The organism is Streptomyces sp. CB02366, assembly GCF_001905905.1.
GTDB lineage: Bacteria > Actinomycetota > Actinomycetes > Streptomycetales > Streptomycetaceae > Streptomyces.
On sequence record NZ_LIVT01000002.1, the window covers coordinates 391630 to 405363 of the forward strand.

General features: G+C 72.0%; 12 protein-coding genes. 4 read left to right on the forward strand and 8 right to left on the reverse strand.

Translation table 11 applies throughout. The annotated features are described in order from the left end of the window. Positions 1–351 precede the first annotated feature (351 nt). From AMK24_RS07250 to AMK24_RS07265, 4 genes are all read right to left on the reverse strand, one after another. Entirely contained in the window at positions 352–1650 is a 1299-nt protein-coding gene (locus AMK24_RS07250) for a citrate synthase (RefSeq protein ID WP_030121245.1), read from the reverse strand. 214 nt (positions 1651–1864) lie between these two features. Further along, the gene (gene recD2 / locus AMK24_RS07255) at positions 1865–4090 is read right to left on the reverse strand and encodes an SF1B family DNA helicase RecD2 (RefSeq protein ID WP_073766233.1); all 2226 of its coding nucleotides are present in this window, start codon (positions 4088–4090) and stop codon (positions 1865–1867) included. A gap of 470 nt (positions 4091–4560) precedes the next feature. Then, positions 4561–5220: a peptidoglycan recognition protein family protein gene (locus tag AMK24_RS07260; RefSeq protein ID WP_073766235.1), complete on the reverse strand. Its 660-nt coding sequence runs from the start codon at positions 5218–5220 to the stop codon at positions 4561–4563. Positions 5221–5395: 175 nt separating this feature from the next. Then, a complete protein-coding gene (locus AMK24_RS07265; protein WP_107427357.1) occupies positions 5396–6271 on the reverse strand; it encodes a lysozyme in 876 nt (291 codons plus the stop codon). Between the two features lie 243 nt (positions 6272–6514). On the opposite strand from AMK24_RS07265, the gene AMK24_RS07270 reads away from it, so the two are divergent. Then, complete coding sequence (locus AMK24_RS07270) at positions 6515–7222, forward strand: bleomycin resistance protein (RefSeq protein WP_073766237.1); 708 nt, start codon at positions 6515–6517, stop codon at positions 7220–7222. 88 nt (positions 7223–7310) lie between these two features. Here AMK24_RS07270 and AMK24_RS07275 read toward each other — a convergent pair whose 3' ends face one another. Next, positions 7311–7577: a hypothetical protein gene (locus tag AMK24_RS07275; RefSeq protein ID WP_073766239.1), complete on the reverse strand. Its 267-nt coding sequence runs from the start codon at positions 7575–7577 to the stop codon at positions 7311–7313. 595 nt (positions 7578–8172) lie between these two features. On the opposite strand from AMK24_RS07275, the gene AMK24_RS07280 reads away from it, so the two are divergent. Both AMK24_RS07280 and AMK24_RS07285 read left to right on the forward strand, forming a co-directional pair. After that, complete coding sequence (locus tag AMK24_RS07280) at positions 8173–8532, forward strand: RNHCP domain-containing protein (RefSeq protein ID WP_073766709.1); 360 nt, start codon at positions 8173–8175, stop codon at positions 8530–8532. 76 nt (positions 8533–8608) lie between these two features. Further along, positions 8609–9028 carry an RNHCP domain-containing protein gene (locus tag AMK24_RS07285; RefSeq protein ID WP_073766241.1) on the forward strand — a complete coding sequence of 140 codons (420 nt, stop codon included), beginning with the start codon at positions 8609–8611 and terminating at the stop codon, positions 9026–9028. Positions 9029–9312: 284 nt separating this feature from the next. Here the strand turns inward: AMK24_RS07285 and AMK24_RS07290 are convergent, their stop codons facing one another. From AMK24_RS07290 to AMK24_RS07300, 3 genes are read right to left on the reverse strand one after another with little or no spacing between them, the layout of a single operon-like run. Further along, entirely contained in the window at positions 9313–10146 is an 834-nt protein-coding gene (locus tag AMK24_RS07290; protein ID WP_073766243.1) for a sugar phosphate isomerase/epimerase family protein, read from the reverse strand. Then, on the reverse strand, positions 10143–11300 hold the full coding sequence (locus tag AMK24_RS07295; RefSeq protein ID WP_073766245.1) for a dihydrodipicolinate synthase family protein: 1158 nt from the start codon (positions 11298–11300) through the stop codon (positions 10143–10145). Before AMK24_RS07295 ends, AMK24_RS07290 begins: the two co-directional genes overlap by 4 nt. Before the next feature lie 43 nt (positions 11301–11343). Continuing rightward, on the reverse strand, positions 11344–12495 hold the full coding sequence (locus AMK24_RS07300; protein WP_073766247.1) for a Gfo/Idh/MocA family protein: 1152 nt from the start codon (positions 12493–12495) through the stop codon (positions 11344–11346). A 110-nt stretch (positions 12496–12605) separates the two neighbouring features. Between AMK24_RS07300 and AMK24_RS07305 the strand changes: the two genes are divergently transcribed. Further along, entirely contained in the window at positions 12606–13697 is a 1092-nt protein-coding gene (locus tag AMK24_RS07305; RefSeq protein WP_073766249.1) for a LacI family DNA-binding transcriptional regulator, read from the forward strand. Positions 13698–13734 lie beyond the last annotated feature (37 nt).

The window sequence follows — 13734 nt, forward strand, 5'->3', positions numbered from 1 at the left end:
ACAACGGGGGCTTCGGCTCCCGGCAGACGCCCGGCCGGATCCCGTGGGGGGAATCCGCTCCGGGATATGGGAAGCGCCCCGTCCGTCGACCCGTGGGGGGATCGACGGCGGGGCGCTTCTCGCTTCTTCCGGCCCGGTGCGAGCCCTTCCCGCCCGGTACGAGCGCGGGGGCGGGGCGGGGCCCCGGCCCCGGGCGGAGCGCCCGCCCGTCCCCCGGAACGCCGAATCGCCCCGGACACCACTCTCTGTGCGAAGAGCGGTACGCGGGGCGAAGGCGGCCGGCCGAAGAGGCCGGGCGCTACGGGCGGCGAGGGATCCGGCGGTGCCGGCTCCCGCGGTACGGGGTCCGGGTCAGCGGCCCTCGACGGGGACGAAGTCGCGCAGGACCTCGCCGGTGTAGATCTGGCGCGGGCGGCCGATGCGGGAACCCGGCTCCTTGATCATCTCGTGCCACTGGGCGATCCAGCCGGGAAGGCGGCCGAGCGCGAAGAGCACGGTGAACATCTCGGTCGGGAAGCCCATGGCCCGGTAGATCAGACCGGTGTAGAAGTCCACGTTGGGGTAGAGGTTGCGCGAGACGAAGTAGTCGTCGGAGAGCGCGTGCTCCTCCAGCTTGAGCGCGATGTCGAGCAGCTCGTCGGACTTGCCGAGCGCGGACAGCACGTCGTGCGCGGCAGCCTTGATGATCTTGGCGCGCGGGTCGAAGGACTTGTACACCCGGTGGCCGAAGCCCATCAGGCGGACGCCGTCCTCCTTGTTCTTCACCTTGCGGATGAAGGAGTCGACGTCGCCGCCGTTGGCCTGGATGCCTTCCAGCATCTCCAGCACCGACTGGTTGGCGCCGCCGTGCAGCGGGCCCCACAGGGCGGAGATGCCGGCGGAGATCGAGGCGAACATGTTCGCCTGCGAGGAGCCGACCAGGCGCACGGTGGAGGTCGAACAGTTCTGCTCGTGGTCCGCGTGCAGGATGAGCAGCTTGTCCAGCGCCGAGACGACGACCGGGTCCAGCTCGTACTCCTGGGCGGGGACCGAGAAGGTCATGCGCAGGAAGTTCTCGACGTACCCGAGGTCGTTGCGCGGGTAGACGAAGGGGTGGCCGATCGACTTCTTGTAGGCGTACGCGGCGATCGTCGGGAGCTTCGCCAGGAGGCGGATCGTCGACAGGTGGCGCTGCTGCTCGTCGAACGGGTTGTGGCTGTCCTGGTAGAACGTGGACAGCGCGCTGACGACCGAGGACAGCATGGCCATCGGGTGGGCGTCGCGCGGGAAGCCGTCGAAGAACCGCTTGACGTCCTCGTGCAGCAGCGTGTGCTGGGTGATCTCGTTCTTGAAGGCGGCCAGCTCGTCGACCTTCGGCAGATCGCCGTTGATCAGGGTGTACGCGACCTCGAGGAACGACGAGCGCTCAGCGAGCTGCTCGATCGGGTAGCCGCGGTAGCGCAGGATGCCCTGCTCACCGTCGAGGTACGTGATGGCGGATTTATAGGCGGCGGTGTTGCCGTATCCGCTGTCCAGCGTCACCAGGCCGGTATTGGCCCGGAGCTTCCCGATGTCGAAGCCCTTGTCGCCGACGGTGCTGTCGATCACCGGGTAGGTGTACTCGTCATCGCCGTACCGCAGTACTACAGCGTTGTTGGTCTGCTCGCTCACGTCATCCCTCACCGACGTAGTGCCTCTTCTTCGAGGTGCCCTGACTGTCTCCACCCTCCCCCATTCGGCTCAGGAGAGTGCACTCGGGGTCGTCCATTGGACCTACTGGCGGCACTGAGTGCCGCCAACTTACTCATCCTGCCCCCTCGCCTGCGGTTCCGGAAGACCTCCGTGATGTTTCCCACCGTTTTGATCGATCATTTTCGCCCAGGGGTCACGCGAAGTCTTCTCCCGAGCCGCCCCGGAGCCGGAAATCCAGCGCCGTACAGCGCCTGCCTGCGGAAACCGTGCGGACCGCCTGGCCGATCGCCTTACGCGACCCGACGAGGACGACGAGCTTCTTGGCGCGCGTCACGGCCGTGTAGAGCAGGTTCCGCTGGAGCATCATCCAGGCGCCGGTGGTGACGGGGACGACGACGGCCGGGTACTCGCTGCCCTGGGACCGGTGGATGGTCATCGCGTACGCGTGGGCCAGTTCGTCCAGCTCGTCGAAGTCGTAGCCGATCTCCTCGTCCTCGTCGGTGTGGACGGTGAGCTTCTGTTCGTCCAGGTCGAGGCCGGTGACGACGCCGACGGTGCCGTTGAAGACGCCGTTCTCGCCCTTGTCGTAGTTGTTGCGGATCTGGGTGACCTTGTCGCCGACCCGGAAGACCCGCCCGCCGAACCGTTTCTCGGGGAGGTCGGGGCGGCCCGGGGTGACGGCCTGCTGGAGCAGTTCGTTCAGTCGGCCCGCCCCGGCCGGGCCCCGGTGCATCGGGGCGAGGACCTGCACGTCACGGCGGGCGTCGAGGCCGAACTTGGCCGGAATGCGGCGGGCCGCCACGTCGACGGCGAGTTTGCCCGCCTCCTCCGTCTCGTCCTCCACGAAGAGGAAGAAGTCGCTCAGCCCGTCGGTGAGCGGCGGCTTCCCCTCGTTGATCCGGTGTGCGTTCGTCACGACGCCGGACTGCTGGGCCTGGCGGAAGATCCGGGTGAGCCGGACGGCGGGGACGGGCCCGCCCTCCGCGAGCAGGTCCCTCAGCACCTCCCCCGCGCCCACCGAGGGCAGTTGGTCGACATCGCCCACGAGCAGCAGGTGGGCACCGGGTGCCACCGCCTTCACCAGCTTGTTGGCGAGGAGCAGGTCGAGCATCGACGCCTCGTCGACGACGACCAGATCGGCGTCGAGCGGGCGGTCCCGGTCGTACGCCGCGTCCCCGCCCGGCTTCAGCTCCAGCAGCCGGTGCACGGTGGACGCCTCGGCCCCGGTCAGCTCGGCGAGCCGCTTGGCGGCCCGCCCGGTGGGCGCGGCGAGCACCACCTTGGCCTTCTTCGCCCGGGCCAGCTCGACGATCGACCGGACGGTGAACGACTTCCCGCAGCCGGGTCCGCCGGTCAGGACGGCCACCTTCCGGCTGAGCGCGAGGCGTACGGCCTCCTCCTGCTCGGGCGCCAGCGAGGCCCCCGTACGCGTCGCGAGCCAGGCCAGCGCCTTGGTCCAGTCCACGTCCTGGAAGGCCGGCATCCGGTCTTCCTCCGTCCGCAGCAGCCGTCGCACCTGCCCGGCAAGGGACAGTTCGGCCCGGTGGAACGGGACGAGATAGACCGCCGTGACCGGCTCGCCGCCCTCGGGGGACGGCACCTTCTCCCGTACGACGCCCTCGGGGTCGGCGGCCAGCTCGGCCAGGCACTCGATGACCAGCCCGGTGTCGACCTGGAGCAGCTTGACGCCGTCCGCGATCAGCCGTTCCTCCGGGAGGTAGCAGTGCCCCTGGTCGGAGGACTGGGACAGGGCGTACTGGAGCCCGGCCCTGACCCGCTCGGGGCTGTCGTGCGGGATGCCGACGGCCTGGGCGATCCTGTCGGCGGTGAGGAAGCCGATGCCCCAGACGTCGGCGGCCAGCCGGTAGGGCTGGTTCCTCACGACGGAGATCGAGGCGTCCGCGTACTTCTTGTAGATGCGGACGGCGATGGAGGTGGAGACGCCGACGCCCTGGAGGAAGACCATGACCTCCTTGATCGCCTTCTGCTCCTCCCAGGCGGCGGCGATCATCTTCGTCCGCTTGGGGCCGAGGCCGGGGACCTCGACGAGCCGCTTCGGCTCGTTCTCGATGATGTCGAGGGTCTCGACGCCGAAGTGGGTGGTGATCCGGTCGGCCATCACCGGCCCGATGCCCTTGATGAGCCCGGAGCCGAGGTAGCGCCGGATGCCCTGGACGGTGGCGGGCAGCACGGTGGTGTAGTTCTCCACGGTGAACTGCTTGCCGTACTGGGAGTGCGAGCTCCACCGGCCCTCCATCCGCAGCGACTCGCCCACCTGGGCGCCGAGCAGCGCGCCGACCACGGTGAGGAGGTCGCCGGCTCCGCGTCCGGTGTCGACGCGCGCGACCGTGTACCCGTTCTCCTCGTTGGCGTAGGTGATCCGCTCCAGGACCCCTTCGAGGACGGCCATGTTGGACATGACCCGACGCTACCGGGTGGCGCCGACAGCGGGGGCCGGGCCGGGACGGCCGGGCTCGCCCCGGCCGTCTCCGGGGAGACGGAGGCGGCGGGACAGGTGCGGGCGGGCGTCGGACGACAGGGAGGGGCGGTCCGCCGTTTCCGTACTCGTTCGCCAACAGCGTGTCCACGGTGGCGCGCAGGGTGCCGAGGAAGTCCTCGAAGGGGTCCCGGAGCGGATCACCTACGCCAACGAGGAGTACGGGCCGAAGAACGCGACGGCCTTCGACCGGTTGCCGGGGCTGTTGCGCAGGGCCACCACCCGGCGGTCGGAGCTCTCGCGGGTACGGACGGTGCGCCCCGCCTGTCCGAGGTACTTCTCGTCCGGCCCGGCTCCCCCGCCCGCCCCGGTCCGGTTCGGTCCGGCAGGAGGGCTTCGGGGCTCGCCCCGCGGCTCTCCGCGACGCGCACGACCCGGCGCGGGGCCTCCGCTCAGCCCATGCTCGCGGCGACCTCGCTGCGCAGTTGCGGCAGCTTGTCGTGCAGCACCCCCGGGCAGAGCGTGTCGCCGAAGTCCTTGTGGCCGTAGATGCGGGCCGGGGCGATGCCGTACTGGTGGCAGGCGTACGCGCACAGCGCCACCAGGACCTCCCACTGGGCCCTCGGCGGCTGTGCGCCGTCGTGGTACGCGCCCTCGTTGGCGATCCCGAGGCCCACGCCGTTCTGGCCCGAGGTGTGCGCGCCCATGACGAAGTCCCGTCCGCCCCGCAGCGTGCCGAGGCTCTGGTGGCGGCCCTCGGTGATCCAGCCGCCCCGGCTGACGAGGAAGTGGTAACCGGTGTCGCTCCACCCGTTCTTGTCCATGTGCAGGTCCTGCACCCAGTGGGCGTGGCGGTGGGCCTGGGCGCGGGAGAGGTCCGAGGTGTTGGCGCTGACCGTGTGGTGCACGACGATCATCGTCGGCCGTTTCCCCACCAGCGCGATCGGGCCCTGCGGCGCACGGGCCCTCCACTGGGCCGTGCCGTCGATGTCCGGTTCGACGACGTCCCGGGAGCGGCCGAGGGCGTGGGCCGTGCCGGGGAGGGCGGCGGCGGCCAGACCGCCGGCCCCGGCGAGGAGGAGGCGGCGACGGGACGGCGGGGAAGGGTTCACGACTGTCTCCTGGCGTGGGGGCGACGGACTCGCCGGGGCGTTCGGGGCGGGACGGTGCTCGACGGGGGCGCGGTGCCGGCCGGGCGAGCCGGAGGGGGCGGCTCACCCGGCCGCCGCGCGAAGGCGCCCCAGGTGCATTGATCACGAGCGTGGCCAACGCCGCGGCTCGATACGGCTAGGCCGTGTTGTTGGCGAGGGCCTGGAGCCGGGTCATGCTGCCGTTGAACTTGTTGCGGTCCACGTCGCCGGAGACTCCGGAGACCCGCCCGGTGGCCGTGTACTGCCAGATCGTCCACGTGGGGAACCCGCTGGGGATGTTCGGGCTGGTGGTGCCCCAATGCGCCACCCAGAGCGGCGACTTGGTCGCCATACCGGTCCAGTTGCCGGTACAGGTGTTCCACCAGGAGGCCGTCGTGTAGATGACGACGTCCCGGGTGGTGCGGGCCTTGTACGTGTTGTAGAAGTCGTTGATCCAGGTGCGCATCTGCGTCGTGGAGAGCCCGTAGCACATGGCCCCGTACGGGTTGTGCTCGATGTCCAGCACACCGGGGAGGGTCTTGCCGTCCCTGGACCAGCCGCCGCCGTTGCTCGCGAAGTAGCCCGCCTGCGTCGCCCCGTTGGAGATGTCGGGGCGGGCGAAGTGGTACGCCCCCCGGATCAGGCCGGCGTTGTAGGAGCCGGTGTAGTTCGCGTTGAAGCTGCTGTCCTTGAAGCCGGTGCCCTCGGTGGCCTTCATGTAGGCGAAGTCGATGCCCGCCGCCTTCACCGAGCCCCAGTTGATCGTCCCCTGCCAGTGGGAGACGTCGATGCCCTGGACACCGCTGGTGTCCATCGGCGTCACGCCCGCCGCCGCGGATGCGGGGCCCTGCTCGATACGGGTGCCCGCGCCCATCCAGGCGTGCCCCTGCCGGACCGGCTGGTCGGGGGCGGGCGGCGCGGCGGAGGCCGGGCCCGCGCCGGTCAGGATCAGCGCGACGGCGCCGCCGAGTGCGGCGGCGGCCGACAGGGCCCTGGTGGATCTCTTGAGTCGTCGGGACGGAGCACGGGACATGGCGACCTCCGGGCACGGGGACGGGAGAGACCCATGGCCACCCGATGGGCAGGTGGCCATGAACATGTCATGAGTAAGGCATGGGCGGGGGAGGGCGTAAAGGGGTCATTCGGTCTAGACCTGTGCCGCCGCTCCTCACCTGGGAAAACGTCTCGCGACGGCGGGAATTTTCATTCCTGAAGGCGGCCCGCAGCCACCATCTCTCCATTGACCACAGTATTCAAACTTGACTAGAGTGCGAGCATGGCCGATACGACCATCCCGATGCTTCCCTGCCGGTCCTCCCTGATCGAGTCCGTGGTCGGCTTCTACACCGCCCTGGGTTTCCGGACGACGTACCTGCAGAAGAGCCCGTACGCGTACGCCGTGGTCGAACGGGGTTCGGTCGAGCTCCAGCTCTACGGCATGAAGGACTACGAGCCCGCCTCCTCCCACTCCGGGTGCTATGTCCTCACCGATGACGTGGACGGTCTGCACGCGGCGTTCCGGGCCGGGCTCAAGGCGGCCTGCGGGCGGGTTCCGACGCGGGGGCTGCCGCGCATCGGGCCGCTGAAGGACATGTCGTACGGCGTGCGGCAGTTCCTGATGACCGACCCGACCGGGAACACGCTCCGGATCGGACAGCCGATCGGCGGGGAACACGGCCACCGGCCCGCTCCGAAGGAGACGTTCGCCCGCGCCCTGCACCTCGCGGACCTCTTCGCGGACTCCAAGCAGGACCTGCCGGGCGCCGCGAAGATCATCGACCGGGTGCTGGGACTCACGGACGTGTCCCCCACCCCCGTGCAGAGGCTGCGGCTGCTCGTCCTGCGCGGGGACATCGCCCAGCGGATGGGCGAGGTGGAGCGAGCGGCAGGGCTGCTGGAAGCGGCGGCGCGGGTCGAACTCGACGCGGAGGAGCGGACCACGGCGGACGACGCGCTGAGGCGGCTTGCGGAGCTGGGGGGCTGAGGCGGCGGCCAGGGGGAAGTCGCCCGGTCCGGCGAGGGGGCCGGTACAGGGGCCGGAGCCGGTCCCGGCCGGCCGCCGGCGCGGAGCCTCAGACCGACGGCGTCAGCTTCTTCGCCGTACTGCAGTGCTCGGTCCGCTCGTGCCGCCGCAACTGCACGGCCGTCAGGGCGAACAGCGCCGTGAACGCCAGCAGGAAGACCCCCGCGATCTCGGCCTGCCGACCGCCCGCGTCCCGGTCCGCCTGGAGGACGAGAACCAGCAGGGAGATGAGCATCCCGCCGAGGTAGACCGGCCGGATCCGCCGCAACTGCCGTACGGCACGGGGTGCGAGAGCTACACGCTTCGAGGTGGCCATGGGCGCCGGGTACCCCGGAGGCGGCAGACCACTCACTCCGGACGGGGGCCGCACGGGAGGCCGTCCGCCCCGCCCCGGGGCCGCCGTGCTCACCGGCCGCCCCGGCACCCCGTTCCCGGTCTCCTGGACGCCCCGGGCCTCCGGACGGCCCCGGCCCCCCGGCCGCCCCGGCCCTCCAGCCCTCCAGCCCTCCGGTCGCCCCGGCCGTCGCCCGGCCCCTCCGCCCCACGCGTAATTCGGTGGCCGGTCGCGCGGGGACCTTGTTACGGTGCTCGCTCCTCGACCGCGGATCCGACCGCGGGTGACCTGTGGGCGTGAGCCCTGGAAAGCAGTTGATGTATGCCCCGGCCAGTGATTCCGAGCCTCCCTCGTCGCGCCTGTGGCGCCGGGGCGACCGGGCCTGACCGTCCGCGGCCGCCGTACGCGACCGACTGCTGACACCTCACGACCGGCTGGCATCGCACAGCCGTCCGGCTCCGCTCCACGCGCACACACCTCCGACGCGAGGGTGCTCGGTACTTCCCTGCTGCTTCGTTCCTCACCTTCGGCAAGGAGTATCCGGGTGTCACACGACAACCCCCAGCACCGCTCAGCCATGCCCTCCCCCTCTCCGATGTCCTCCCTGTCCACCTTCACCTGCGTCCGCTGCGGACTCACCGTCGCCGCGTACGCGCCCGACGGCAGCCGGCGCAACCACTGCCCCAGCTGCCTGCACTCCCAGCACCTCGTCGACCATGTCGAGGGCGGCCGTTCCGACTGCGAGGGCCGGATGGCCCCGATCTCGATCGCGGTGCTGCGGACCGGCGACTGGATGGTCGTCCACCGCTGCACCCGGTGCGACGAGCTGACCTCGAACCCGGTCTGCGGGGACGACAACCAGCTGATCCTGATGCGGATGGCCGTACGTCCGCTGGCCCAGCCGCCGTTTCCGCTCGAAGCCTTCGGTGACCTGTGAACCGGGCGGGCGGAGCCGGGGCCGGTCCCCTCGGCGTCACGGGCGCCGGCGGACGCGCTCCGGGCGGGAGGCTCCGATGACGCGACGCAGACCCCGGCGGTCCTCGGAGCGCCGTCCGCAGCGGCCCAAGGACGTGCTGCACGGCCCCGCCGGGGCGCGCGGCGACGCGTTCCGGTGCGTCGGGTGCCGACTCGACGTGCCCCTCGCGGCCCCGGGCACCGCGCACCGTAATCACTGCCCGTCCTGCCTGGTCAGCCTGCACGTGGACGGCCGGGTGCCGGGCGACCGGGCGGCGGGGTGCCGGGGGCGGATGGCGGCGCTGAGCCTGTCCGTGCGACAGGACGGCGAGTGGATGCTCATCCACCACTGCCTCGCGTGCGGGCGGCTCAGCGCCAACCGCATCGCGGGCGACGACAACGCGCTGGCGCTCATCCGGCTGGCCCTGCGCCCCCTCGCGGACGCGGGCGTCCCCACGCGGGCGATGCTCGCGCTGTGACCCCGGGCCGCCCGGTGCCCGCCGGGCGGCCCCGGGCGGGAACACCGTGCCTGCCGGGCGGCCCGGCCTCCGGGCCGCCCGGCGGCTCTCCGGCGGATGCGGGGGCGGAAAGCGGAATGGGGCCCGGCCTCGCGGCCGGACCCCCCTCGCTTTCCCCTCCCGTCGGGCCTTCCCGTTCCCCCCGGACCCCTCCCCGGAAGTCCCGACGCCCTGTGTGACCCGGGAAGGTACCCAAAGGTTGCAGCCCTTTGCGATCTCTTTACCCCCGGCCCGGCGCAGGGCTCTCAGCAGGCATGTCGCAGATAGCGGTCCGCCACTTCCGCGAGGACTTCCGCCCCGTCGCGGGCCCACAGCGCCTCGTTGAAGATCTCCACCTCGATCGGGCCGTCGAAGCCCGCGGCTTCCACCGCGCGCCGGAACGCACGGAAGTCCACGCTTCCGTCGCCCAGTTGGCCGCGGCCCAGCAGGACGCCCGCCGGGAGCGGGGTGATCCAGTCGGCCAACTGGAAGGAGTGGATGCGCCCGCCCGCCCCCGCCCGGGCGATCTCGGCCGGGGCCCGGTCGTCCCACCACAGGTGGTAGGTGTCGACGACCACGCCGACCCGCTCGGCCGGGAAGCGCTCCGCCAGCTCCAGCGCCTGGCCGAGGGTGGAGACCACGCAGCGGTCGGACGCGTACATCGGGTGCAGGGGCTCGATCGCCAGGCGCACACCGCGCTCGGCGGCGTACGGGGCCAGCTCCCCCAGGGCGTCCGCCACCCGCTCGCGGGCCCCGTGCAGATCGCGGCTGCCGGGCGGGAGGCCGCCGGAGACCAGGACCAGGGTGTCGGTGGACAGGGCCGCCGCCTCGTCGATCGCCGCCCGGTTGTCGTCCAGCGCGCGGGCGCGTTCGGCGGGGTCGAGGGCGGTGAGGAAACCGCCCCGGCAGAGGCTGGTGACGGTGAGCCCGGCAGCCGACAGGAGCCGCGCCGCGCGCTCGACGCCGTACGCCTGCACCGGGGCGCGCCACAGGCCCACCGCGCCGATGCCCGCCTTGGCGCACCCCTCGGCCAGCTCCTCCAACGACCACTGCTTGACGGTCTCCTGATTGATACTCAGGCGAGAGAGGTGGTGGTTCACCGGGTGCCTCCGTGGACGGCGAGCAGGGCCCGCACGCGGTGCGCCGCCAGCTCCGGGTCGGGGAACAGGCCGAGTCCGTCGGCCAGTTCGTACGCCTTCGTCAGGTGCGGCAGCGAGCGGGCCGACTGGAGTCCGCCCACCATCGTGAAGTGGTCCTGGTGACCGGCGAGCCAGGCCAGGAACACCACGCCCGTCTTGTAGAAGCGGGTGGGGGGCTGGAAGAGGTGGCGGGACAGTTCGACCGTGGGGTCCAGCAGGGCCCGGAAGCCCTCGGAGTCCCCCGTGTCCAGCACCCGCACCGCATGCGCGGCCAGCGGGCCCAGCGGGTCGAAGATGCCCAGCAGGGCATGGCTGAAGCCGCGTTCGTCGCCCGCGATCAGCTCGGGGTAGTGGAAGTCGTCGCCCGTGTAGCAGCGCACTCCGCCCGGCAGGCGGCGGCGGACGTCGATCTCGCGGGCCGCGTCCAGGAGGGAGATCTTGATGCCGTCGACCTTGTCCGGGTGTTCGGCGATCACCCCGAGGAAGGTGTCGGTGGCCTCGTCGAGGTCGGCGCTTCCCCAGTAGCCCTCCAGGGCCGGGTCGAACATCGGGCCCAGCCAGTGCAGGATCACCGGTTCGGACGCCTGGCGCAGGAGGTGGGCGTACGTCGCGAGGTAGTCCTCCGGGCCCTGCGCGGCGCGGGCCAGGGCGCGCGAGGCCATGAGGATGGGTTGGACGCCGTGCTCCTCGGCCAGCGCCAACTGCTCCTCGTACGCGGCGGTGACCTCCGCGAGGGTGGGCGCGGCGCCCTCGGGCAGCTGGTCGGCGCCGACGCCGCAGGCGATCCGGCCGCCCACCGCCTTCGCCTCGGTGGCGGAGCGGCGGATCAGTTCGGCCGCGCCCGCCCAGTCCAGGCCCATGCCGCGCTGGGCGGTGTCCATGGCCTCCGCGACGCCCAGGCCGTGGGCCCACAGGTGGCGGCGGAAGGCGAGCGTGGACTCCCAGTCGACGGCCGCGGGGTCGCCCGGCGCGATGTCCGCGCAAGGGTCGGCGACCACGTGCGCGGCCGAGAAGACGGTACGGGAGGTGGGCGCGACCGCCCCCGGGGCCAGGTCGAGCGGGGTGGCGCGGGGCGTGTAGGGGCCCTGCGGGAGGTGGAGCGTGGTCGTCGTCACGGCAGCGGCTCCCCGTCGGGGCGCCGCGCGGTCGGGCGGTACGTCACAGGGTCAGCTCCGGGAGGTCGAAGCGGCGGCCCTCGGCGGAGGACTTCAGCCCCAGTTCGGCCAGTTGGACGCCCCGGGCGCCGGCCAGCAGGTCCCAGGTGTACGGCTCGTCCAGGACCACGTGGCGCAGGAACAGCTCCCACTGCGCCTTGAAGCCGTTGTCGAACTCCTGGTTGTCCGGGACCTCCTGCCACTGGTCGCGGAAGGACTCGGTGACCGGGAGGTCCGGGTTCCAGACGGGCTTGGGGGTCGCCGAGCGGTGCTGGACACGGCAGTTGCGCAGTCCGGCGACCGCCGAGCCGTGGACGCCGTCGACCTGGAACTCGACCAGCTCGTCGCGGTTGACCCGTACCGTCCAGGAGGAGTTGATCTGGGCGACGGCCCCGCTCGCCAGCTGGAAGATGCCGTACGCGGCGTCGTCGGCGGTCGCCTCGTACGGCTCGCCCCGCTCGTCCCACCGCCGCGGAACGTGCGTCCGCACGTGGGCGGTGACGGAGGCGACCGGGCCGAACAGCTCGTGCAGCACGTACTCCCAGTGCGGGAACATGTCCACGACGATGCCGCCGCCGTCCTCCGCGCGGTAGTTCCACGAGGGGCGCTGGGCCTCCTGCCAGTCGCCCTCGAAGACCCAGTAGCCGAACTCCCCGCGCACGGACAGGATCTCGCCGAAGAAGCCGCCGTCGATGAGGCGCTTGAGCTTGCGCAGGCCCGGCAGGAAGATCTTGTCCTGGACCACGCCGTTCTTGACGCCGGCGTCCCGGGCGAGCCGGGCCAGGTCGAGGGCGCCCTCCAGGTCCGTGGCGGTCGGCTTCTCGGTGTAGACGTGCTTGCCCGCCGCGATCGCCTTCCTGATCGCCTCCACCCGGGCCGACGTGACCTGGGCGTCGAAGTAGACCTCGACCGTGTCGTCCGCCAGGACGGCGTCCAGGTCGGTGGACCACTCGGTCAGGCCGTGGCGCTCGGCGAGTTCCTCCAGGGCGTGGGCCCTGCGGCCGACGAGCACGGGCTCGGGCCACACCACATCGCCGCCGCCGAGATCGAGACCGCCCTGTTCGCGGATGGCGAGGATCGAGCGCACCAGGTGCTGCCGGTATCCCATGCGTCCCGTGACGCCGTTCATGGCGATGCGCACTGTCCTGCGTGTCACGAAAGTCCCTCCATACAGCGGTAGCAAGCGCTTTCTATCGGGGATGACGCTAGCCTGCCGCAAGCGGCCGGACAAGAGGGGGCCGCACGGCATCTCCACGGAGGACAGCGATGACAGTCACCCTGGCGGATGTGGCGGCGCGCGCCCGGGTGTCGCCCGCCACCGTCTCCCGCGTGCTGAACGGCAACTACCCGGTGGCGGCCTCGACGCGGGAGCGGGTCCTGCGTGCGGTGGACGACCTCGACTACGTGCTCAACGGGCCCGCCAGCTCCCTCGCGGCGGCCACGTCGGACCTGGTCGGCATCCTGGTCAACGACATCGCCGACCCGTTCTTCGGGATCATGGCGGGGGCGGCGCAGACGCAGATCGGCGGCCCCGGGGACGGTTCGGGGCGGGCGGGCGGCGAGAAGCTGGCCGTCATCTGCAACACCGGGGGCTCCCCGGAGCGCGAACTCACCTATCTCACACTCCTCCAGCGCCAGCGCGCCGCCGCCGTCGTCCTCACGGGGGGCGCGGTCGAGCTCCCGGCGCACCGGGCGGCGATCGCCGCGAAACTGGCGAAGCTCGCGGACGCGGGCACCCGGATCGTCTTCTGCGGGCGGCCCCCGCTGCCCGAGGGGGACGCGCTCGTCGCCGCGCTCGCCTTCGACAACCGGGGCGGGGGCCGGCGGCTCACCGAGCACCTGCTCTCGCTCGGCCACCGCAGGATCGGCTACGTCGCCGGGCCCCCGGAACGGACCACCACCCGGCACCGCCTGGAGGGGCACCGGGAGGCGCTGCGCACGGCCGGAATCACACCCGACCCGACGGGCTCCGGGGACGTCGGGGAGGAGGACCGGCTCACCGTGCACGGCCCCTACGACCGGCGCTCCGGCTACGAAGCCACCCTCGAACTCCTGCGCAGGGCACCGGACGTGACCGCGATCGTGGCCGCCAACGACACCGTGGCGCTGGGCGCGTGCGCCGCCGTACGGGATCAGGGGATGCGCATCCCCCAGGACATCTCGGTCGCGGGCTTCGACGATCTGCCGTTCTCGGTGGACGCGGTCCCGGCCCTGACGACGGTCCGGCTGCCGCTCTTCGAGGCGGGGGCCCGGGCCGGGCGGCTCGCGATGGGCAAGGAGAACCCCCCGCCGGGCGGCATCGCGACCATCGCGGCCGAACTGATGATCCGGGGCTCCACGGCGGCGCCGAGGGGGTGAGCCGGTCCGGGACCGGCGCCCGGGGACGGACGGCTCC

Excerpts from the sequence above, each read along its gene's own strand:
- recD2 (WP_073766233.1), bottom strand. The coding sequence starts at position 4,090 with ATGTCCAACATGGCCGTCCTCGAAGGGGTCCTGGAGCGGATCACCTAC.
- AMK24_RS07265 (WP_107427357.1), bottom strand. The coding sequence starts at position 6,271 with ATGTCCCGTGCTCCGTCCCGACGACTCAAGAGATCCACCAGGGCCCTG.
- AMK24_RS07270 (WP_073766237.1), top strand. The coding sequence starts at position 6,515 with ATGGCCGATACGACCATCCCGATGCTTCCCTGCCGGTCCTCCCTGATC.
- AMK24_RS07275 (WP_073766239.1), bottom strand. The coding sequence starts at position 7,577 with ATGGCCACCTCGAAGCGTGTAGCTCTCGCACCCCGTGCCGTACGGCAG.
- AMK24_RS07280 (WP_073766709.1), top strand. The coding sequence starts at position 8,173 with ATGCCCTCCCCCTCTCCGATGTCCTCCCTGTCCACCTTCACCTGCGTC.
- AMK24_RS07285 (WP_073766241.1), top strand. The coding sequence starts at position 8,609 with ATGACGCGACGCAGACCCCGGCGGTCCTCGGAGCGCCGTCCGCAGCGG.
- AMK24_RS07305 (WP_073766249.1), top strand. The coding sequence starts at position 12,606 with ATGACAGTCACCCTGGCGGATGTGGCGGCGCGCGCCCGGGTGTCGCCC.